Raw genomic sequence first — 20,569 nt, forward strand, 5'->3', positions numbered from 1 at the left:
CTCGCGACACAACATAATCAAGGACCACCCGCCATGCTTGCCCGCATCACCCGCCTGTTCCCGCTCTGGGCCGTGCTCGCCTCGATCGCCGCGTACTTCTCGCCGGCCACGTTTTCCGGCGTCGCGCCGCACGTCACCACGCTCCTCACGATCATCATGCTGGCGATGGGCGTCACGCTCTCGGCCGCCGATTTCCTGCGCGTGTTTGCGCGCCCCGCGCCCGTGATCGCCGGGATCGTGCTGCATTACCTCGTGATGCCGCTCGCCGCGTGGGTCATTGCGAAGGCGCTGCGCATGCCGCCCGATCTGACCGCCGGCATGGTGCTGGTCGGCAGCGTCGCGAGCGGCACTGCCTCGAACGTGATGATCTATCTCGCGCGCGGCGACGTCGCGCTGTCGGTGACGATCAGCGCGCTGTCGACGCTCGTCGGCGTGTTCGCGACACCGCTGCTCACGCGTCTTTACGTCGACGCATCGATCGTCGTCGACGTGCGCGGCATGCTGATGAGCATCCTGCAGATCGTCGCGCTGCCGATCGTCGTCGGCCTCGTCGTCAATCGTCTGTTCGGCAAGCTCGTGCGTAAGATCGAGCCGATCCTGCCGCTGGTATCGATGGTCGCGATCGTGCTGATCATCGGCGCGGTGGTGGGCGGCACGCAGAAGAGCATCGCGTCGGTCGGCCTCGTCGTGATGGTCGGCGTCATCCTGCATAACGGCATCGGCCTGCTCGGCGGCTACTGGGGCGGCCGTCTGCTCGGTTTCGACGAAGCCGTCTGCCGAACGCTCGCGATCGAAGTCGGCATGCAGAACTCCGGTCTCGCCGCGACGCTCGGCAAGCTTTATTTCACGCCGCTCGCCGCGTTGCCCGGCGCGTTGTTCTCCGTGTGGCACAACCTGTCGGGCTCGTTGCTCGCGGGTGTGTGGGCGGGTCGCCCGGCGAAAGGCTCGACGCATCCCGATGGCGAGCGCGTGCTACAGGCGGAGCACGGCTGATCCTGCGCTCGCGCGCCGCGGTTTGCATCAGGTGATGGCTCACCCAACCGCGGCGCCGCCAATACCGCAACGGTATTCCTGACCAACGCGCGGCACTCCCCCAGGTTTGCAGACCAACGACGAACACGCGCCCCAATTCCCTTAGAATGGTTTTCTCGACGGCGCGTGCAGGCCTTCGCTGCCGCCACGCGGAAGGCCTGCAAAACAAGGGGGAAACAGCGTGCAGTGGCAATTCGAACGACATCGTCGGGCCGCGAACCGCCGCTCGTTAGTCAGCACAACGAGACAATTATTGCTGCTCTGTTGCGCAACGGCATTCTTGACCGCCTGCGCGACGAAGCTACCCGCCACCGCGTTCGACCGCGAGGTCACGCATGCGCTGCCCGCTACCGCCGATACACCGCTGCGCGAAGCGCTTGCGCCGCTCGAGGCGAAGCATCCACAGCAGTCGGGTTTTCGCGTGCTGCCGAACGGCACGGACGCGCTGCAGATGCGCATCGCGCTCGCGCGCGCGGCGACCAAAACCCTCGACATGCAGTACTACATCGCCAACGAGGACACCACCGGCAAGCTGCTGCTTGGCGCCGCGCTGTACGCGGCCGATCACGGCGTGCGGGTGCGCATGCTGGTCGACGATCTGAATTTCAAGGACCTCGACCGCACCATGGCGGGATTGAACAGTCACGACAACATCGAGATTCGCGTCTTCAATCCGTATGGCAGCGCGCAGGAAGGCATGTTCGAGCGCACCACGAACCTGTTCACACAGATCGACCACTTCACGCGCCGCATGCACAACAAGGCGATGATCACGGACAACCAGCTCGCGATCGTCGGCGGCCGCAACCTTGGCGACGAATACTTCAGTGCGAGCGAAACTCTGCAGTTCCGCGACCTCGATGCGCTCGCGGCGGGCCCGATCGTCGCCGACGTCTCCGCAAGTTTCGACGACTACTGGAACAGCGACCTCGCCTATCCGCTGCGCGCGCTGAACAGGCAGAAATTCGACCAGCAAGAACTCAACCAGACGCGCGACGAGCTGCGCCAGCACTGGCGCACCAACGCCGATCCGTATAACGCGAAACCGCTGAACGCGACGCCGCTCGCCGCGCAGATCACGAGCGAGCAGCTCGGCCTCACGTGGGCGAGCGCGGAATTCAGGGCCGACCTGCCGGAAAAGATCGAGCATCCGTCGCCGGACTACGTGAGCCCGCCGCTCGCGCGGCTGCGCGAACTAGTGCACGACGCGCGCCATGACTTTCTGATCGTGTCGCCCTACTTCGTGCCGCACGACTCGGGCGTGCAGGCGGCCAGCGCACTGACGCAGCGCGGCATCCGTATCGCGGTGCTGACCAACTCGCTCGCGGCGACCGACGCGGTCGCCGTGCAGGCCGGCTACAGCCCGTTCCGCGTGCCGCTGCTGAAGGCAGGCGTCGAACTGTACGAATTCAGGTCGCACCAGGACTCGCCGAACGTCGGGCTGGTCGGCTCGCGTTCCCGCTCGAGCCTGCATGCGAAGACCTACGTGATCGACCACCAGATTCTCGTGATCGGCTCGATGAACCTCGACCCGCGCTCGGCGAATCTCAACACCGAGCTCGCGCTCGTGATCCACAGTGCCGAACTCGCGAATCAGGTCGCGAAGATCTTCGAGCGCGCGACCCAGCCCGATGAGAGCTATCACGTGACGCTCGCCGACGCGGCCCAGCTCGCGTATCTGCGCTCGATCGGCGCGCCGCTCTCGCCGCTCGTCTGGACCGACGTCGAGAACGGCCAGACGCACACCTACATTTTCGATCCGCAAGCCGGGTTTTACCGGAACGCGCTAACCGGTCTATTCTCCCTATTGCCGGTCAACTCGGAACTTTGAGAAGCGGAGCCAAACATGACTGAAGACGTACGGATGGAGCGCGACACGTTCGGCGAGATCGCGGTGCCGAACGCCCGCCTGTGGGGCGCGCAAACGCAGCGCTCGCTGCAGAACTTCAAGATTTCGACCGAGAAGCAGTCACCCGAGCTGATCACCGCGCTCGCGGTGGTCAAGCGCGCGGCGGCCGAAGTCAACCTCGGCCTCGGCGTGCTCGACGAGCAGAAAGCCCGCGCGATCATGCAGGCGGCCGACGAGATCATCGCCGGCAAGCATCCGGGCGAATTTCCGCTGGCGGTCTGGCAGACCGGCTCGGGCACGCAGACCAACATGAACCTGAACGAGGTGATCGCCAATCGCGCAAGCGAGCTGCTCGGCGGCGAGCGCGGCGAGGCGCGCAAGGTGCATCCGAACGATGACGTGAATCGCGGACAGTCGTCGAACGACGTGTTCCCGACCGCCATGCACGTGGCTGCCGCGGACGCCATCGTCAAGCATCTGCTCCCCGCGCTGAAGACGTTGCGCGACACGCTCGACGGCAAGGCGAAGGCGTTCGCCGGCATCGTCAAGATCGGCCGCACGCACCTGCAGGACGCGACGCCGCTCACGCTCGGCCAGGAATTCTCCGGCTATGTCGCGCAGCTCGAACACGGCATCCGTCACGTCGAGGCGTCCCTACCGCATCTGTACGAGCTCGCGCAGGGCGGCACCGCGGTCGGCACGGGACTGAACGCGCACCCGAAGTTCGCCGACAGTGTCGCCGCCGCGATCGGCAAGCTGACCGGTCTGCCATTCGTGTCGGCGCCGAACAAGTTCGAGGTGATGGCAGCCGCCGACGCGCTCGTGTTCGCGCACGGCGCGCTGAAAACGGTGGCCGCGAGCCTGAACAAGATCGCCAACGACATCCGCTGGCTCGCGAGCGGCCCGCGTTGCGGTCTCGGCGAGCTGTCGATTCCCGAGAACGAGCCGGGCAGCTCGATCATGCCGGGCAAGGTCAATCCGACCCAGTCCGAAGCGCTGACGATGCTGTGCGCGCAGGTGTTCGGCAACGACGTCGCAGTGAACATCGGCGGCGCGAGCGGCAACTTCGAGCTGAACGTGTTCCGTCCGATGATCGCGCACAACCTGCTGCAGTCGGTGCGCCTGCTCGCCGACGGCGCGCACAGCTTCAACGACAACTGCGCGGTCGGAATCGAGCCGAATCACGAACGCATCGATACCTTGCTCAACGAATCGCTGATGCTGGTGACGGCGCTCAATCCGCACATCGGCTACGACAAGGCCGCGCAGATCGCGAAGAAGGCGCACAAGGAAGGCACGACGCTGAAGGCGTCGGCGCTGGCGCTCGGCTATGTCACCGAGCAACAGTTCAACGAGTGGGTGCGACCGAAGGATATGGTCGGGCGTACGGGGGGCTAAGTGCGCGAGGCGGCGCGCGAATGGGCGCGCCGCCCGCAGCCCCGCTGCGCTTAAATCTTTCCCTGCGCGACTTCTTCCGGTTTCAGTTCGACGATCGCGTCGAGCGCTTCCTTCACGTCCATCGCGTACCTGGCGAGGCGATGCTGCTCATCGGTCTGCGGCACGAAAGCGGGCACCGCCACCGGATGGCCGTTCTCGTTGACGGCGACCATCACGACGAGGCAATCGGTGGTCTGCAACAGCTCGCCGCCCTTCGGGTCGCCCGCCTGCACCGACACGTGGATATGCATGCTGGTGCGGCCCGTCGCAACGACGCGCGCACGCAGTTCGACCAGATTGCCCACGAGGATCGGCCGGCGGAAACGGATATTGCCGACGCTGACCGTCACGCAATAGCGCCCCGACCACACCGCCGCACAGGCGTAGGCGGTTTCGTCGATCCACTTCATCAGCGCGCCTCCGTGCACCTTGCCGCCGAAGTTGACCGAGGTCGGCTCGGCGAGAAAGCGGAAGGTGGTCTCCGAACGGTCCAGCGGTGCTGCGGGAACAGTGCTCATCTTGACTCCGGTCAATCGTCTGCATTGAAAGGAGGCGATTATACGAGCGCAATATTGCGCGCGGCGCGGAGTCGATTGGGGAACGCGGCGCAATGGGCCGGTCGGGCGCGTCGATGGCCCGACGCTCGGGGCCAGACTGTCGTTTCGGGACGGTTGCGCAGCGTCAGTTGTGGACGCTGATCCCTTGGTCGATGGTGCCGTACATGTTGATGCTGCCGCTGCCAGCCGAGCCCGAACCGGCTCCGCCCCCTGCGCAGGCGCTGAACAGCAGAACCGCCGCGGCGACGGCCAGAAGAGTTTTCATCACATCGTATTCCAGCAAGAACAGACTTCGATTCTAGCCTGGCGGCATGAGACGGCGTGGGAACGCGGGCTGGCTGGACACCTCCGCTGCATTCATTGTTCATCCGAAGCTGAAACGTCGAATACCTGATGCGCGTAGAGTAGGGAACGTGGCGGTGCGCCTTGCAAATTGGCCGCACTGCCCTTCACCACCTATTCAGGAAAGGCGCCATGACCTCCCCCCTCGCAGACAACCAGAACCACTTCCCCGGCCTGAGCCGGATCGGCTCGCTGCTCGCCGACCCCGGCCGCGCCGCGATGCTGTGGGCGCTGATGGACGGCAGCGCCCGCCCCGCTGGTGAGCTGACGATGATCGCGGGGCTGTCGCCATCGGCGGCGAGCGCCCATCTCGCCCGGCTCACCGACGGCGGGCTGCTCGCGCTCGAAGTGCGCGGCCGGCATCGCTATTTCCGCATCGCGTCGCCGGACATCGCCGCATCGATCGAAGCGCTTGCCAACGTCGCGCAGGCCAGCGCGCCGCAGCGGTCCGTGCCGCGTCCCGCCCGCACTGTGCCGCTCGACATGCGCTACGCGCGGACCTGCTACGACCACATGGCGGGCGAACTATCGGTGCGGATCTTCGAGCGCATGCTCGAGCGCGGACTGCTGACGCAGCACGGCACATCGCTCGACGCGACCGCGCAGGGCGCCGCCCGCTTCGCCGACTGGGGCATCGACCTCGCCGCGCAGAAGACCCGGCGGCGGCGCTTCGCGTGTACCTGCCTCGACTGGAGCATGCGCCGGCCGCATCTGGGCGGCGCGCTCGGCGCGGCGCTGCTCGAGGTGTGGTCGTCGCATGGCTGGGTCGAGCGGACCGAGCGGCCGCGCGTGCTGCGTGTCACGCCCGCCGGCCATCAGCATTTCGATGCGTTTCTGGCCGGATAGAGCCTCGACGCCTCCACGTCGCGACGCCGCGAGACCTTTTGTTACATGCCCGCGAATCCACTTTACAAATGAGCGGGCCTTGAAACATGGACGGAAGGTACAGTGACTGAACGGACTCAGCCCATTGCCGCGTCCGCCGGAGATCAGTCATGACAAATACCAACCAGCCCATGCAGCAAACCGGGATCAAACGCCGGATGACCGGCTATACGCTGATCGCGGCCGCCGTCGTCGCGCTCGCCACGCAAGCGAGCCTTGCGCAGGAAGCGCCGCCCGCGCCGCAAACCGCGGCCGCTGTGGCGGCCGGCGATCCGCCCGGGCGCATCGCGCGTCTGAACTACACGGCCGGCGCCGTGACCACCGAGCCCGCCGGCGCGGCCGACTGGTCGTACGCGCAGATCAACCGGCCGCTGACAACCGGCGACCAGTTGTGGAACGACCAGAACGCGCGCTCCGAGCTGCACATCGGCTCGACGGCAGTGCGCCTCGGCCAGAACACGAGCCTCGACGTGCTCAATCTCGACGACACGACCGCGCAACTGAAAGTCGCGCAAGGCACGCTGTCGACGCGTGTGCGCGAACTCGCGCCGGGCTCGTCGTATGAAATCGACACGCCGAATCTCGCGCTCGGCGTGAACGGCCCCGGCGACTACCGCGTCGACGTCGCGCCCGACGGCAGCAGCACGACCGTCACCGTGCGCAGCGGCAGCGCGATCGCGTACGGCGACGGCGGCCAGGTGCCGGTCGAGGCAGGCCAGCAGATCCGCTTTACCGGCACCAGCCTGCAGCAGCTCGCCGACAACCGCGCGCCCGCTCCCGATGAGCTCGACCAGTGGGCCGCCAGCCGCGACGCCACCGAAGACCGCTCGCAGTCGGCACGCTACGTGTCGCGCGACATCCCCGGCTACGAGGATCTCGACGCCAACGGCACGTGGCGCGCGACTCCGCAATACGGCGAAGTCTGGGTGCCGAACGCGACGCCGGCCGGCTGGGCGCCGTATCACGACGGCCACTGGGTCTGGCAGGCGCCTTGGGGCTGGACTTGGGTCGACGATCAACCCTGGGGCTTCGCGCCGTACCACTACGGTCGCTGGGCCGAGGTCGACGGCACGTGGGCCTGGGTGCCCGGTCCGCTCGAAGCCGACGCGCCGCCGGTCTACGCGCCGGCGCTGGTTGCGTTCGTCGGTGATGACAATGGCGGCATTGACTGGGGCGTGAATCTGGCGGTCGGCGGGGTCATCGCGGCCGGCGTCGCGTGGTTTCCGCTCGGACCGGGCGAGCCATGGCATCCGCATTGGGGCGATCACGACCACTGGAGCGCCAGGTACTACGACCGCGTGAACCGCCCGACGATCTTCAACGATTACCACCGGAACGTGAACATCCACAACACGTACGTGAACTATCGCGTGCCGGGCTGCGTGACGGCCGTGCCGGCAACCGCGTTCGTGCATGGTCAGCCGGTCGCACGCTTTTCACAGAAGGTCGATCCCGCGCAGTGGCGCAACGCACGGATCAACCCTGGCGCACCGGGGATCGCGCCGGTGCGCGAGAGCTTCGGGGCGGATCTGCGGCGCGCGAACTATCGGCCGCCGGCGAGTGTCGTCGCACGGCCGGTCGTCGCGACCCGCAATCCCGTCATGCCGGCCGCGTATCACGACGAGCTCGCGCAGCGCTTCGCGCAAGGCGGCGGTCGGGTGCCCGGTGGCGGCGAACCGGTCGTGCGCACCTCGGTGCCCGCACATATGACCGGCACACCGGGCGCGCTGCCGGTCGCGAACGTGCGGGTCGTGCAATCGCATGTGCCGGGACGTCCACCGGGGATGGCGGCGGGTGCGCCCGCTGTGCCTGGCGCGGCAGGCGGCAACGCGCCACATGGCGTCGAGCAGGCCGGCCAGCGACCCGGCGAAACGGGTGCCATGGGACCGCATGGCGAAGCGCCGCAGGCGCGTCCGGGTATGCCGCCGCAGATGGCGGGCAATGGGCATCCGCCGCAGCCCGGCGAGACCGGGCCAGCGGGCAATCTGGGCCATCCGTCGAACGGTGTGCCGCGGCCGCCGCAAGCAGGTGGTGGCAATCCGGCCAACGCAGCTGCACAGCAGCACGGCGCGCCACAGCAATGGGGCGCGGTCGGCCGGTCGGAGCCAGCATGGACCCAGCCCCATACGCCGATGGCGCAGCAGGCACCTCGTGTGGAGCAGCCACGCGCGCCGCAGCAGCAGGGATTCGCGCAGCAGTCTGGTGTGCCGCATCCGCAGGAGAACCGGGCTCCGCAGCAACAGGCCCGGATACCGGAAGGGCATCCGCCGACGATGCAACAGCCGCCGCGCGCCACGCCGCCTCAGCAGCCGCGTCCTGAACCCCAGATGCAGCAGGCGCAACAGCCGCGTGTCGAACCGCGTCCGCAGATGCAACAACCCCGCCCCGAGCCGCAGCTCCAGCAGGCGCAGCAGCCGCGTGTCGAACCGCGTCCGCAGATCCAACAACCCCGCCCCGAACCGCGTCCGCAGGTGCAGCAGCCGCGCCCCGAACCACGGCCCCAGCCGGTCCAGCAGCCGCGGGCGCAACCGCAGCCGCAACAGCAACACGCCGAGCAGCACCAGGGCGGCAGCAATCGCGACGAGCATCACAAAGGCTGAGCAGGCCGCCTGCCGTACGGGCAATAAAAAAGCCCCGCGATGCAAACCATCGCGGGGCTTTTCACATTTGAAGTCGCGGCGCTACCGCCCCGCTTCCACCGGGATCAGATCGCCATCGGCGCCGTCAGCGGCTCGTGATGCCGATAGCCGACCAGCGAAAAATCCGCCGGCTCGATCTTCTCGAGCCATTCGGGCTCGTACATACCGGTCTTCGCGTACTCGGGCACGCGCTCTGAAATTGCGAGCCGCGGGCTCTCGTACGGCTCGCGCTTGAGCTGCTGGTTCAGCATGTCGAGCTGATTCTCGTAGATATGCGCGTCGCCGATGAAATAACTGAACCAGCGCGGCGTATAGCCCGTCAGCCGCCCGACCAGATGCAGCAGCGCCGCGCCCTCGGTCAGATTGAACGGCGTGCCGAGCCCGACGTCGTTGCTGCGGATATACAGGCACAGCGAAATCTCGCGGCGCGTGGCGTTGGGCAGGAACTGGTACAGCAGATGGCAGGCCGGCAGCGCGATCTGGTCCAGCACGGCCGGATTCCACGCATGGAACAGAATCCGTCGATCGGCGGGGTTTTGCATGATCGTGTCGAGGCACTGGCGCAACTGGTCGATCGCCTTGTAAAGCAGCACCTTCGAGCGACCTTCTTCGTCGAACTGCGTGATCACGCGGAAACCGCGCGCCTGGGCGTCGGCGAGCTGCGCGCTCGCGCTGGCGTCGAGCACCTTGTAGGCCGGCCATTTGCGCCATTGCACGCCGTAGACGTCGCCCAGATCATCCGGGCCTTCGCGATACGGATTGGCAAGCCACTGCGCGTTCTGATTCGCGTTCCCGTCCCACACCTTGCAGCCGAGGTCGCGAAAATCCGCGGCGCTGCGCGACGCACGCAGAAACCCGACCAGTTCACCGATCGCCGACTTGAACGCGAGCTTCTTGGTCGTGACGGCGGGAAAGCCCTGCTGCAGATCGAAGCGCAGCATCGCGCCGGGCATGCTGATGGTGCGGATGCCGGTGCGGTTTTCCTGCCACGTGCCGGTGTCGAGAATCGTACGAACGAGGTCCAGGTATTGTTTCATGCGGTTTCCTTCGACGCGGCGCGAACCCAACCAGGCACGCCACGGAATTGAGCAAAACTCGATTCTAACAAGCGCGACCGCACGCCGCCGGGCCACGGCGTGCCGCATGGGAAATTCCAAGGGGGATTTCAGACGGAGAGGAAAAGGCCGCGGAACGCGAGGGAGACCAACAGAACCCGAAACTCGCGGCGACGCGTCAAGCCTGGACACGCCACGTTGCCAGTCGCGCCGCTCGCCCGCCGCCTCACAGATGCGGCACCGACGCCGGCAAATCACCGTGCGGCGGCGCCATCGGCTCGCCTTCCATATGACGCATGCCGTGCGAGCACAGCAGCCGATACAGCGTCACCCGCGAGATGCCGAGCTCCTGCGCCGCGTCACCGAGCCGCCCGCGATGCCGCAGCAACGCGAGCTCGATCGCCTGACGCTCGGCTGCTTCGCGCGCCTGCGCGAGCGAAACCGGCACGATCTCGACGTATTCGGCGAGTTCGAGGTCGCGCGCGGTGATCGCGCGTCCCTCCGACATCACGATCGCGCGCCGCACCCGGTTGATCAGCTCGCGAACGTTGCCCGGCCAGCCGTAGTTATGCAGCGCGGCGATCGCATCGGGAGCGAAACCGCGCAGGCGCCGGCTCGCATCCTTCTTGAAACGCTCCAGCATGTGCCGCGCGAGCAACTCGATGTCCTTGCCGCGCGCGCGCAGCGGCGGTTCGTCGATCTGCAGCACGCAGAGGCGGTGATACAGGTCGGAGCGGAAGCGCCCTTCGATCATCGCCGCGGTCATGTCCACGTGGGTGGCCGAAATGATGCGCACGTCGACGTCGATCGCGGTGTGTCCGCCGAGCCGCTCGACCTTGCGCTCTTGCAGGAAGCGCAACAGGCTCGCCTGGCTTTCGAGCGGCAGATCGCCAATTTCGTCGAGAAACAGCGTGCCGCCATTGGCCGCCTCGACCCGGCCGATCTTGCGCTGGTTCGCGCCGGTAAACGCGCCGCGTTCGTAACCGAACAGTTCGGATTGAAGAAGGTGCGGCGGGATCGCGCCGCAATTGATCGGTACGAACGGCGCGTTGCGCCGCGCCGAGCGCTCGTGAATCGCGACCGCCGTCAGCTCCTTGCCGGTGCCCGATTCGCCGGAGATGAACACCGGCGCGTCGGTCATCGCGACCTTGCGGATCGAGCGGAACAGCGCGAGCATCGCGTCACACGAGCCGACCATCTCGCCTTCGGCGCCCTGCGAGCCGTCGTTCGACGCGGTCTCGCCCAGCGAAATCATGCCGTATGCATGACCCACCGAATCGACGATACGGTCGCCCGAATACGGCACCGTCACGTAATCGAAACAATAGTCGCGCACGAGCCGGCGCAGCGCAGCGTCCTGCAGCTGACCGGGCGTGGTGGCAGCGACCCAGCCGACGTTCGGCATGGTCAAACAGGATTCAAAAGCGGCGATTTCGTGCGGCAGGAAATCGCTCGACAGATCGAGCAGGCCGCCCGCTGCCGCTCCGATACGCACAGCCCGGCGCGCATCGCGCGCCGATCCCACGACTTCGACATGCCAGCCGCGCTGCAGAAAACGCGTATTCAGTTCCGCGCTCGGATCGCGCGAAACGTAAATCAGTTGCCGCGTTGCGGGTTCCATTATTCAGATCCTCTCGTCAACGAACGTTAAGGACGACGCATGCACCTGAAACTGAGGTTCAGACACGCTGACTCGTTCGGGATTCGCAAATCGCAAAAACCGAACGGCCATTCCATTCCGTGCGGACAGCTGATCCCCAAGAAAGCGGCGTGTGTGTTTGAGACGGCCCGATACGGGCTTTTTTAAATTTGAAGCTGTTTTCGAGAGCTTACTATACGAGCGCCGCTTCGAAAACAATTATGCGAATGTAATCAACAGAATCCTTACCCACCAAGGCTTTGCGGCCGATCATGATTTATTCAGCCGGCAAATAAAACATTAGTGGAAGCGCTTTTCGTGGCGCTTGGGCGACAGTACTGCGTACCTTACGAATTATCGAATTATAGGTATTTTCTGCTGGTCCGTTTCAGCGCTGAAACGTTTTTTTCCGATTTGATGCGCATTAGTTGTGTTTCTGCTGGTTGCCTCCAGACGCATCAATGGATTGCGAGCGATGGCACATGTTTCGCTAAATGGCGTGCACCAGGGAGACACATCATGCGACTCGCATTGCGCATCGATCTGACAAGCCGCTGCGTACCGTACTTCGCAATTTGCGCAGCACTCATATTTAGCGTCCCGCCGGCGAGTGCCGGCACCCCGACGGCGCCGGCCACCTTGCCTCAATCCGCCACACTGGCGGATTCCAGCGATGCCGCTGCCCCGCCCCTCGCCAGCCGGCAAGTCACCGCGCCGGCTCCCGCCGCAGACAACAGCCAGACTTCCGCCAACGCGTCGAACCCGGCTGTCGATGCTGCAACCGTGAACGATATTTCGCTCGACGACCAGATCCTGTCACGCCAACGCGGCGGCGCGGTCGGCTTGCTGATGGTCGCCGCGACGCCGCAGCTGATGCAAGGCGGCGGCAACCAGGTGACGTTGTGGGACGAGATCGCCCCGCCCTCGCCGCTGCCGGTGCCGGTCGACGCTGCCCGCGCCGCCCAGGGCAATGTCGCGACGTACCAGCGGAAGTAGCAAAACGAAGCAACCAGCAGACAACAAATAACCAGGCAATGCAGGACCGGCTGCCTCGCGCAAAACAACGCGCCCCACGCCGGCGGGACACAAGAAACAAGCAGGAAGGGACCGGGACATGACTACGAACCACCAGACGCCGCACGCCTTCGGCCTGTCGGCGGTGTCGTTCAGCTGCGCTCCTGTCTTGCCGCGCGTGGCTTCGACCAGGGCCACCCTCCTCGCCAGCGTACTCATCACCACCTGCTTCGCGAGCTACGCGTATGCCGAGCAGGTCGCCAACCCGGGCGACATCATCGTCGAGCGCAGCGTAACGCCGCGCGACGCGTTCGTCCCCGTGCCGCGCGACCAGGACCCGGTCGCCGTGCGCGCCACCACTTTCCCGGCCAACTCGTTCGACCCGGCGATCGCGACGCTCGTCGGCGACACCGATCTGACGAACGCGCACGGGTCGACCGGCGTCGCCGCCGGCGGCGCGCTCGGCGGAACCGGCATGCAGGCCGTCACGCAGATCCTGAGCGGCAAGGCGACCGGCAACACGATCCCGCTGAATTCGGGTGGCATCGGCGGACCGGCGGCGGGCATCGGCGGCACGATCAGCTCATCGGTGACGGGCGCGCTCGCGCCGTTGTCGAACGCGCTCGGCGGCGGGCTCGGAGGTCTGAAATGAACACGCGCCTTCGTCCCTCGCTGCGATCACTGCAAGTCACTTCGAGGCGCACAGCCTTGCGCGTGTGCACGTGCCTGTGCTTCGGCGCCGCTGCGCTCGTCGCGGGTCAGGCGCACGCGCAATCGCAAGGGGTGCCGGTCGTCGGCGCCACCGCGACGATCGGCACCGGCGCGGGTATGGGCGTGACGGGCGCGCTCACGGTCAACGAAACGGCCGGACTCGACAACGCGCAGGCCAACCAGATCACGGTGACGAGCGGCGGCTCGGTCGGCAATGCGACCGCGAGCGTGCAAAGCGCGTCGGTGGCCGCGAACGTGCCGCGCGCGCAAGCGTCGATCGAAGCCAACGCGTTTTCGAACACATCCGGCGCGGTGCTGGTGAACCAGTCGGCCGGAGCAGGGAATCTGCAGCGCAACAGCACCCAGATCGGGTCTGCCGCGCTCGGAGTCGAGACCGTCTCTGATGGGGAGCTATCCGCGACGGCCCCGAAAAGCGGGAGTCTGGGGCAATCGAATGCGATCCACGGCGTGCGCGAGGCAAGCATCTCCAGCGATGCCTTGCGCAACGCCCACGGAATCGTCCAGATCAACCAGGCCGCCGGCGCCGGTAATGCCACGGCAAACAGTTTTGTGCTCCGTCCCCCGGCGGGCACTTTTTTTAACTGACCACACTTAAAGTATCGGAGCGAATCATGAAGCGCACTCTTATTGCCACGGCCGTTCTCGTTGCCGCATCCGGCAGCGTGCTTGCCGCGCCGCAGAAGGCCTACCTGTTCAATACGACGGTCGTCGGCGAGATGGTCGGCGTCGAAGGTCTGGTCGGACTGTTCGGCTGCGTGCACGTCTCCAGCACGGCCAACGCGGTGATCAACAACAACCAGATGGTCAACGTGAATGCAACGCTCGATCCGCAGGCGCAGACCTACACCAGCGGCAACGTGACCACGACGCTCAACAACAACAGGACGTCGGTCAGAGGCAGCGGCACGGCATTCGCGTTCACGACGCAAAACCATACCTCGTCGAGCTCGAGCTCGCAGGGTTTCGAAGCCTCCGGCGGCTATGCATACGGCAGCCAGAGCGCGAGCGCGTCAGGCAGCGGCTATGAAACGAGCCAGCAGGCATCAGGCATCGCAGGCGGCTTCTCGCACACGAGTCAGAACTCGGGCGGCCATATCTCGGCGGGCGGCTCGATCGGTGGCAGCTACAGCTATCAGGACCACAACACGTTCTCGCACGGCAGCGGCTCGTTCAGCGCCCGCGGCGGCCTGCAGGCCGGTTATCGCGAATCGAGCTACTCGAACTCGTCGCGCGTCGCCGGCGGCTTCGAGGCGAGCGAAGCGTCCGGGCAACGCCGTACGTGGGGCTTCACCGCGAGCGAAGGCTCCGGCTATGCGAGGGTCAGCGAGCAATCGTCGGGCTACTCGAGCAGCCGCTCGTCGTCGAGCAATTCGTACGGCGCCGCATGGGGCATCGACGAAGGCATGACGACGACCGACGTGACGACGCGCGGCTCGATCACCCAGCACATCAACAACGAAGCGGCCGGCACGCTGAACGCGACCACCGGCACCAATGCGGCCAGCAACGTGTCGGGCAACCTCGGCATCAACATCGCGGAAGGCATCGACAACGCGCAGAGCAACGACGTGTCGCTTGCCTCGGTCGACGTCGGCAACGTGTTCGGCAATGCCCAGGACTTCAACGTGCAGTCCTCGGGCGGCAACGCGACGATCCACAACTTCAATCTGAACGCGTCGGTCGGCAACGGGTCGCTGTCGGGCGTGACGGGCAACGTCGGCGTGAACATCGCGTCCGGTATCGGCAATGCGCAGGACAACGCGCTAGCCGGCGCCGTGACGACGACCGATCCGGGCAAGGCGCTGACCACCGCGATGGATGCGACGGACGACAACTCGCAATCCGCCACGATGGCCGTTCACGGGCAATTCCAGGGCACGGCAAGTCTGGGTGCCGATACGCTGAAAGGCGCCTCCGGCAACATCGGCGTGAACATCGCCGGCGGCGCGGGCAACCTGCAGCACAACGGCCTCGCCATCGCAGCGCTGAACAGCGGCAAGTAAGCCGGCGAAGCGACGGGCGCAGGCAGGCAGAAGAAGCACAAAGCAGTCGGAAAGGCGCGCCGGCAGCCGTAGAAGCTGCCGGCGCGGATCGGGCAGGAGACCAGCATGACCGGGTGCAAGGGGTTCCCGGCGCTACCGTTCGCCGTAGCGCTGGCAGGCTGCATGCTCTGCGCGGACCACGCGGCCGCGCAATCGAGCATCGACACGTCGACGTTCGCCGGCGTGCCGTTGACGAAGACGGTCCGCTCGATGAAGGACCTGCGCTACAACCACATCGTCAGTCAGCAGTTCGATTTCAGCTGCGGCGCGGCGGCGCTCGCCACCCTCCTCAAGTACGGCTACGGCATCGATATTCCGGAGACCGAACTGATTCGTCGAATGATGGTCTTCTCGACGCCCGAAGTCGTCGTCAGGAACGGCTTCTCGATGCTCGACATGAAGCACTTCGTCGAAACCATCGGACTGCGCGGCCGCGGCTTTCGCGTCAACGTCGAAGCGCTTCACCACCTTCAGATCCCCGTGATGGTCCTGATGAACATCGACGGGTACGAGCATTTCGTGATCGTCAAGCATGCGCAGGACGGCCGCGTGTTCATCGCGGACCCGGCGCTCGGCAATCGCATCGTGCTCGAAGAGGACTTCGCGAAGACTTGGAACGGTCTCGTGTTCGCGGTCCTCGGCAAACCCTTCAGGGAGGATTCACCGCTGTTGCAGGACAACGAGTCGCTCGCGCTGAAGCTGCGCGCCGCAGCGCTGGCAGCCGGCACCGCCGCGACTCCCTTTTTCGAGTACGGCTTGAACAAGGCAGACATGTTCTGATCCCATCATGAAGTCACACTTCACACAGCTTGGGTTCGTGCTCTGCGCCATCGCATGCGGCGCAAGCGGCCTCGCCCACGCTTCGGAGGGCGCCGCCTCGCCACCGGCCCCCGAACTCTCGATACCGCGCGAGCCGGGAGCCGCGCCCCTGCGGGTGCAACTCGTCGACGACGACGTGCTCGCAACCCAGACCGGCAAATACGCCGGCGCGACGATGATCTCCGGCTTCGTGCTGAACGTCATTTCGCAATGGCAGTTGCCCAATGGCGCGGGCGCGCTCGCCCAGGGCTCGCTGAGCGCGGTGCAGGATGGCAGCGGGCAGCTCAAGAGCTCTATCAACACGTTCGCGAGCGTGACCGGCGGCGCGCACGGCTACGCAGGCAATTCGGGCGCCAATTCGAATGCCCAGGCGAGCGGCGGCCAGAGCATCGGCGTCAACGGTGTATCGCAGGTCACCCAGGTCGCGGGCGATCGCAACAGCGGCACCAACTCCGCGCTAATCGATTTCAATAACAGCGCCGTGACGCTGATGGGCTCCGCCAACGCGCCGTCGGCGTCGGCCAGCAATTCGAACAGCTCGGTGAAAGCCGGCATTTCGTTCGGCAGCAACGGCGTGAGCGTCGCGCTGCAGACACCCGCTGGGATCGCCACCCAGACCATCGCGCCGAGCAACGGTCAGATCGCCCAGCTGCTGCAGATTGCAGGCAATAACCAGCAAGTCTCCAACGCCCTGCAACTGCATCTGCAAACCCAGCAGATGTCGGCTTCGATGCTCCGTCAGTTAGGCGTACTACAGGCACTGCAAAACAGGAGATAACAAGGCGGGCCGCCACCCGCCAGCTGCAGCACACGCAGTAAAGATACGGCCGCGCAGTCAGGATCCGCGCAGCCGAAGCACCGGGGGAGCAGAAAATGAAAAAAGTGTCATCGACCAGGGCGCCGCGCATGACTCTCGCGGCCATTCCGGCCGCCGCCATGCTATGGGCTCTTGCGCAATCGGCGAGCGCGCAGGCGCTCGCCGGTCAATCCGTGGAGGACCGTCTTAACACGCTGATGCGCGTCGTCGACGAGCAGCAGCGGCAGATCCAATCGCTCGAACGCCAGGTCACCGAACTCGAGATGGCGCAACGCGGACGCGGCGTGCCGGGCGCGGGCGCCCCCGCGGGCAGCGACACGGTGGCCGAGCAGCCCGGCGCCGACGGCCTGCCCGTGCCGCTGCCGCCGCTCGCGCAGATCGTGCCGGGCGCGCCCGCGCCAGGGGGCACGACCGGCACCGCGACCGGCGTGCCGGTCAATCCGCCGACGCCGGACGGCAGCAATGCCGGCAGCACCAACTCAGGCGGCCTGCCGCCCGCCACCGACGGCAGCGGCGCGGTCGGCCAGACCCAGCGCGCGAACGAGCCGGTACGCACGCAGGCCGAGCAGGCGGTCGTGCAGCGCGAGCACGCCCCGCTCTTCGATCACAAGCTGACGATGGACTTCGGCATCAGCGACACCTACTACGACCGACGTCAGTTGCAGTTGTCGGGCTTCCTCGCGCTCGACGCGATTTTCCTCGGCAACATCAACCTCGGCCAGACCAAGTCGCACCAGGTGATGGCGGACCTCGACACGCGCTACGGCGTGTCCGACCGCATCAACGTCGACGTCGACGTGCCGTACGTGTACCGGCGCAGCAACTTCATCGTCGGCGGCGCGGGGGGCGCGGCGAGCACGTTGTCGGACGCGACTGTGTCGAGCCACGACATCGGCGACGTGAACTTCGGCCTCTATTACCAGTTCGTCAGGGAAACCAACGCGATGCCGGACGTGGTCGGCAGTCTGCGCGTGAAGGCGCCGACCGGCAGCTCGCCGTTCGGCGAGAAAGTCGTGCAGGTAGACCAGAACAACACCAATCTGGTCGCGCCGACCAAACTGCCGACCGGCACCGGCTTCTGGAACATCACGGCGGGTCTGTCGGTGCTGAAGACCTACGACCCGGTCGTGTTGTTCGGCAGCGTTTCCTATACCTACAACTTCGCGCGTTCGTTCGCGGACATCTCGTCGGTGCAGGGGCAGACCGAACCGGCGACGGTCAAGCTCGGCGACATCGTGCAGTTCGGCGGCGGTGTCGCACTCGCGTTCTCCGACAAGGATTCGGCCAGCGTGTCGTTCACCATGGCGCTCGAACCCGAATCGCAGACCAAGGCACCGGGTGGCAGCTACCAGAGAGTGCCGGGCAGCGAAACCACGGCCGCGGCGATGAATTTTGGCCTGAACCACGTCGTGAACAAGCACCTGACCATCAACGGCTCGGTCTCGATCGGACTCACGCCCGACGCGCCGAACTTCGTGGTCGGCGTGCGCTTTCCGTACACCTTCTGACGTGCCAACGATGCGAGGTCGAACGTGCGTGAAACATCTCATCTGACCAGTGTGGCTTCCGTCGCGGCAGCGGGATCGCATCTGTCGCTCGCGGTGCCGAAAGAGTGCGCCGCCGTGCCGTCTGCCGGGTCCTGCGCGGCACGGTCCGTCGATCCACCGGCAAACGCCGCGGCGCGCGGAGGCGAGCGACAGTTGCTCTACGTCGCGCGCGCACCCGACGAAACGCTGATCGCGCATCTGAAGAGCCGCGGCTGGCAGGTCGCGGCCGCGCGCTCGGCGCACGAACTCGGGCGCCACGTGAAGCCCGGCGTCGCGTGCGCGGGCATCGTCGATCTGGCCAGTTTCGCGCCGCGCGACCTCGGCGGGCTCGAGGCGAGTCTGCGCCAGCAGCAGGTCGGCTGGATCGCGCTCGCGACCAGCGAGCAGCTCAACGATCCGCTCGTGCGACGCCTCGTGCGCCACTACTGCTTCGACTTCGTGAAGCTGCCCGTCGCGCCCGCGACGATCGACTATCTGGCCGGCCACGCGTTCGGCATGGTCACGCTGTGCGACCCGGAACTCGCGCCGCCCGTCAGCGAAGCGGGCGACGACGAAATGGTCGGCACCTGCGAGGCGATGCAGCAGCTCTTTCGCACGATCCGCAAGGTCGCGAACACCGATGCGAGCGTGTTCATCTCGGGCGAGTCGGGTACCGGCAAGGAGCTCACCGCGCTCGCGATCCACGAACGCTCGCCGCGCCGCAAGGCGGAGTTCACGGCGATCAACTGCGGCGCGATCCCGCATCACCTTTTGCAATCCGAACTATTCGGCTACGAGCGCGGCGCGTTCACCGGCGCAAATCACCGCAAGATCGGTCGCGTCGAGGCGGCCGACGGCGGCACGCTGTTTCTCGACGAAATCGGCGATCTGCCGCTCGAAAGCCAGGCGAGCCTGCTGCGCTTTCTGCAGGAAAGCAAGATCGAGCGGCTCGGCGGGCGCGAATCGATTCCGGTCGACGTGCGCATCATCTCGGCGACCCACGTCGATCTCGACGGCGCGATGCGCGACGGCCAGTTCCGTGCGGACCTGTTTCATCGCCTGTGCGTGCTACGCGTCGACGAGCCGCCGCTGCGCGCGCGCGGCAAGGACATCGAGATTCTCGCGTATCACATCCTGCACAAGTTCAAGACCGACAACGCGCGCAAGATTCGCGGCTTCACGCCATCGGCGATCGAGGCGCTCTACAACTACACCTGGCCCGGCAACGTACGCGAGCTGATCAACCGCGTGCGCCGCGCGATCGTGATGGCCGAGAACAAGCTGATCTCGGCCGACGACCTCGACCTCGCGGGCTTCGCCGGTCAGGAGAGCATGACGCTCACGCAGGCGCGCGAGGCCGCCGAGAAACGCGCGATCGAGGCTGCGCTGCTGCGCCATCGGCATCGGTTGAACGAGGCGGCAGTGGATCTGAACATTTCACGCGTGACGCTGTATCGGCTGATGGGCGCGCTTGGCTTGCGCGAACCGGGTGGCGCCGACGACAAGGGGGCTTTCGCGGCGGACGAGCCAGCGCGGCGGTGAGCGGCGGGCTGCGTCATCGCATCGGGTAGAATCGTTCGATTACCCTCCACTTTCCATTCGATGACGACGCTCACCCTGATCGTCGCTCGCGCCAGCAACGGCGTGATCGGCCGCGACAACCAGTTGCCCTGGCGACTACCCGAAGACCTCAAGTTCTTCAAGCGCACAACGATGGGCGCGCCCATCATCATGGGCCGCAAGACGCACGAATCGATCGGCCGGCCGCTGCCGGGACGCCGCAACATCGTCATCACGCGCGATGCCTCGCGGCGCTTTCAGGGCTGCGACACCGCGACCAATCTCGACGACGCGCTCGCGCTCGCCGCGCAAGACCAGGCGCCGCAGGCGTTTCTGATTGGCGGCGCGCAGCTGTACGACGAAGGGCTGCGCCACGCGGACAAGCTGATCGTCACGGAAATCGCCGCCGACTTCGCTGGCGATGCGACCTTCCCCGCGATCGACCGGCACGTGTGGGAAGAAATCGCGCGCGAAGCGCATCACTCAAACGCGCCGAACGACTTCGATTACGCGTTCGTCACGTATCAGCGCAAGGACGTCTGAAAGCTCGCGCGACGCATGCGATAAAAAACGCCACGCAACGTTTCGTTGCGTGGCGTTTTCGTTTGATACAGGGCGGCGTTA

18 protein-coding genes are annotated in these 20,569 nt (G+C 66.1%); 14 read left to right on the forward strand and 4 right to left on the reverse strand.

Annotation, left to right across the window (positions count from 1 at the left end):
- The first annotated feature begins 33 nt into the window (after positions 1 to 33).
- From panS to fumC, 3 genes are all read left to right on the forward strand, one after another.
- Positions 34 to 993, forward strand: coding sequence for a ketopantoate/pantoate/pantothenate transporter PanS (gene panS, locus L0U81_RS11250; RefSeq protein WP_233802634.1), 960 nt, complete (start codon positions 34 to 36; stop codon positions 991 to 993).
- A 292-nt stretch (positions 994 to 1,285) separates the two neighbouring features.
- The gene (locus L0U81_RS11255) at positions 1,286 to 2,863 is read left to right on the forward strand and encodes a phospholipase D family protein (protein WP_233802636.1); all 1,578 of its coding nucleotides are present in this window, start codon (positions 1,286 to 1,288) and stop codon (positions 2,861 to 2,863) included.
- A 15-nt stretch (positions 2,864 to 2,878) separates the two neighbouring features.
- A complete protein-coding gene (gene fumC, locus L0U81_RS11260) occupies positions 2,879 to 4,279 on the forward strand; it encodes a class II fumarate hydratase (RefSeq protein ID WP_233802638.1) in 1,401 nt (466 codons plus the stop codon).
- 50 nt (positions 4,280 to 4,329) lie between these two features.
- On the opposite strand, the gene L0U81_RS11265 is transcribed toward fumC, so the two are convergent.
- Both L0U81_RS11265 and L0U81_RS11270 read right to left on the reverse strand, forming a co-directional pair.
- Positions 4,330 to 4,836 (reverse strand): acyl-CoA thioesterase, encoded by a 507-nt coding sequence (locus L0U81_RS11265; protein WP_233802640.1) that lies wholly within the window; start codon positions 4,834 to 4,836, stop codon positions 4,330 to 4,332.
- Positions 4,837 to 4,999: 163 nt separating this feature from the next.
- Complete coding sequence (locus tag L0U81_RS11270) at positions 5,000 to 5,140, reverse strand: hypothetical protein (protein WP_233802642.1); 141 nt, start codon at positions 5,138 to 5,140, stop codon at positions 5,000 to 5,002.
- A gap of 209 nt (positions 5,141 to 5,349) precedes the next feature.
- Between L0U81_RS11270 and L0U81_RS11275 the strand changes: the two genes are divergently transcribed.
- A complete protein-coding gene (locus L0U81_RS11275; protein WP_233802644.1) occupies positions 5,350 to 6,063 on the forward strand; it encodes an ArsR/SmtB family transcription factor in 714 nt (237 codons plus the stop codon).
- Between the two features lie 149 nt (positions 6,064 to 6,212).
- Positions 6,213 to 8,702 carry a DUF6600 domain-containing protein gene (locus tag L0U81_RS11280; RefSeq protein ID WP_233802646.1) on the forward strand — a complete coding sequence of 830 codons (2,490 nt, stop codon included), beginning with the start codon at positions 6,213 to 6,215 and terminating at the stop codon, positions 8,700 to 8,702.
- Between the two features lie 104 nt (positions 8,703 to 8,806).
- On the opposite strand, the gene L0U81_RS11285 is transcribed toward L0U81_RS11280, so the two are convergent.
- Positions 8,807 to 9,778 (reverse strand): thymidylate synthase, encoded by a 972-nt coding sequence (locus tag L0U81_RS11285; protein WP_233802648.1) that lies wholly within the window; start codon positions 9,776 to 9,778, stop codon positions 8,807 to 8,809.
- A gap of 244 nt (positions 9,779 to 10,022) precedes the next feature.
- Entirely contained in the window at positions 10,023 to 11,417 is a 1,395-nt protein-coding gene (locus tag L0U81_RS11290; RefSeq protein ID WP_233802650.1) for a sigma-54 dependent transcriptional regulator, read from the reverse strand.
- Positions 11,418 to 11,954: 537 nt separating this feature from the next.
- Here L0U81_RS11290 and L0U81_RS11295 point away from each other — a divergent pair.
- The 9 genes from L0U81_RS11295 to L0U81_RS11335 all read left to right on the forward strand — a co-directional run bounded on the left by L0U81_RS11295 (position 11,955) and on the right by L0U81_RS11335 (position 20,488).
- Positions 11,955 to 12,431 (forward strand): hypothetical protein, encoded by a 477-nt coding sequence (locus L0U81_RS11295; protein ID WP_233802651.1) that lies wholly within the window; start codon positions 11,955 to 11,957, stop codon positions 12,429 to 12,431.
- A 118-nt stretch (positions 12,432 to 12,549) separates the two neighbouring features.
- Positions 12,550 to 13,101, forward strand: a complete 552-nt coding sequence (locus L0U81_RS11300; RefSeq protein WP_233802653.1) for a hypothetical protein — start codon at positions 12,550 to 12,552, stop codon at positions 13,099 to 13,101.
- Positions 13,098 to 13,766, forward strand: a complete 669-nt coding sequence (locus L0U81_RS11305) for a hypothetical protein (protein WP_233802655.1) — start codon at positions 13,098 to 13,100, stop codon at positions 13,764 to 13,766. The genes L0U81_RS11300 and L0U81_RS11305 overlap by 4 nt, the downstream gene beginning before the upstream one ends.
- Positions 13,767 to 13,792: 26 nt before the next feature.
- On the forward strand, positions 13,793 to 15,184 hold the full coding sequence (locus L0U81_RS11310; RefSeq protein ID WP_233802657.1) for a hypothetical protein: 1,392 nt from the start codon (positions 13,793 to 13,795) through the stop codon (positions 15,182 to 15,184).
- 105 nt (positions 15,185 to 15,289) lie between these two features.
- Positions 15,290 to 16,003: a C39 family peptidase gene (locus L0U81_RS11315; protein ID WP_233802659.1), complete on the forward strand. Its 714-nt coding sequence runs from the start codon at positions 15,290 to 15,292 to the stop codon at positions 16,001 to 16,003.
- 7 nt (positions 16,004 to 16,010) lie between these two features.
- A complete protein-coding gene (locus L0U81_RS11320; protein ID WP_233802661.1) occupies positions 16,011 to 16,820 on the forward strand; it encodes a peptidase C39 in 810 nt (269 codons plus the stop codon).
- 95 nt (positions 16,821 to 16,915) lie between these two features.
- Positions 16,916 to 18,367, forward strand: coding sequence for a SlyX family protein (locus tag L0U81_RS11325; protein WP_233802663.1), 1,452 nt, complete (start codon positions 16,916 to 16,918; stop codon positions 18,365 to 18,367).
- A 24-nt stretch (positions 18,368 to 18,391) separates the two neighbouring features.
- Complete coding sequence (locus L0U81_RS11330; protein WP_233802665.1) at positions 18,392 to 19,927, forward strand: sigma-54 dependent transcriptional regulator; 1,536 nt, start codon at positions 18,392 to 18,394, stop codon at positions 19,925 to 19,927.
- 60 nt (positions 19,928 to 19,987) lie between these two features.
- Positions 19,988 to 20,488: a dihydrofolate reductase gene (locus L0U81_RS11335; protein WP_233802667.1), complete on the forward strand. Its 501-nt coding sequence runs from the start codon at positions 19,988 to 19,990 to the stop codon at positions 20,486 to 20,488.
- Positions 20,489 to 20,569 lie beyond the last annotated feature (81 nt).

It is taken from the genome of Paraburkholderia sp. HP33-1 (assembly GCF_021390595.1).
Taxonomy (GTDB): Bacteria; Pseudomonadota; Gammaproteobacteria; order Burkholderiales; family Burkholderiaceae; genus Paraburkholderia.

Coding starts and splice junctions, on each gene's coding strand:
- panS (WP_233802634.1), top strand. CDS start 34: ATGCTTGCCCGCATCACCCGCCTGTTCCCGCTCTGGGCCGTGCTCGCC.
- fumC (WP_233802638.1), top strand. CDS start 2,879: ATGACTGAAGACGTACGGATGGAGCGCGACACGTTCGGCGAGATCGCG.
- L0U81_RS11265 (WP_233802640.1), bottom strand. CDS start 4,836: ATGAGCACTGTTCCCGCAGCACCGCTGGACCGTTCGGAGACCACCTTC.
- L0U81_RS11270 (WP_233802642.1), bottom strand. CDS start 5,140: ATGAAAACTCTTCTGGCCGTCGCCGCGGCGGTTCTGCTGTTCAGCGCC.
- L0U81_RS11275 (WP_233802644.1), top strand. CDS start 5,350: ATGACCTCCCCCCTCGCAGACAACCAGAACCACTTCCCCGGCCTGAGC.
- L0U81_RS11280 (WP_233802646.1), top strand. CDS start 6,213: ATGACAAATACCAACCAGCCCATGCAGCAAACCGGGATCAAACGCCGG.
- L0U81_RS11285 (WP_233802648.1), bottom strand. CDS start 9,778: ATGAAACAATACCTGGACCTCGTTCGTACGATTCTCGACACCGGCACG.
- L0U81_RS11290 (WP_233802650.1), bottom strand. CDS start 11,417: ATGGAACCCGCAACGCGGCAACTGATTTACGTTTCGCGCGATCCGAGC.
- L0U81_RS11295 (WP_233802651.1), top strand. CDS start 11,955: ATGCGACTCGCATTGCGCATCGATCTGACAAGCCGCTGCGTACCGTAC.
- L0U81_RS11300 (WP_233802653.1), top strand. CDS start 12,550: ATGACTACGAACCACCAGACGCCGCACGCCTTCGGCCTGTCGGCGGTG.
- L0U81_RS11305 (WP_233802655.1), top strand. CDS start 13,098: ATGAACACGCGCCTTCGTCCCTCGCTGCGATCACTGCAAGTCACTTCG.
- L0U81_RS11310 (WP_233802657.1), top strand. CDS start 13,793: ATGAAGCGCACTCTTATTGCCACGGCCGTTCTCGTTGCCGCATCCGGC.
- L0U81_RS11315 (WP_233802659.1), top strand. CDS start 15,290: ATGACCGGGTGCAAGGGGTTCCCGGCGCTACCGTTCGCCGTAGCGCTG.
- L0U81_RS11320 (WP_233802661.1), top strand. CDS start 16,011: ATGAAGTCACACTTCACACAGCTTGGGTTCGTGCTCTGCGCCATCGCA.
- L0U81_RS11325 (WP_233802663.1), top strand. CDS start 16,916: ATGAAAAAAGTGTCATCGACCAGGGCGCCGCGCATGACTCTCGCGGCC.
- L0U81_RS11335 (WP_233802667.1), top strand. CDS start 19,988: ATGACGACGCTCACCCTGATCGTCGCTCGCGCCAGCAACGGCGTGATC.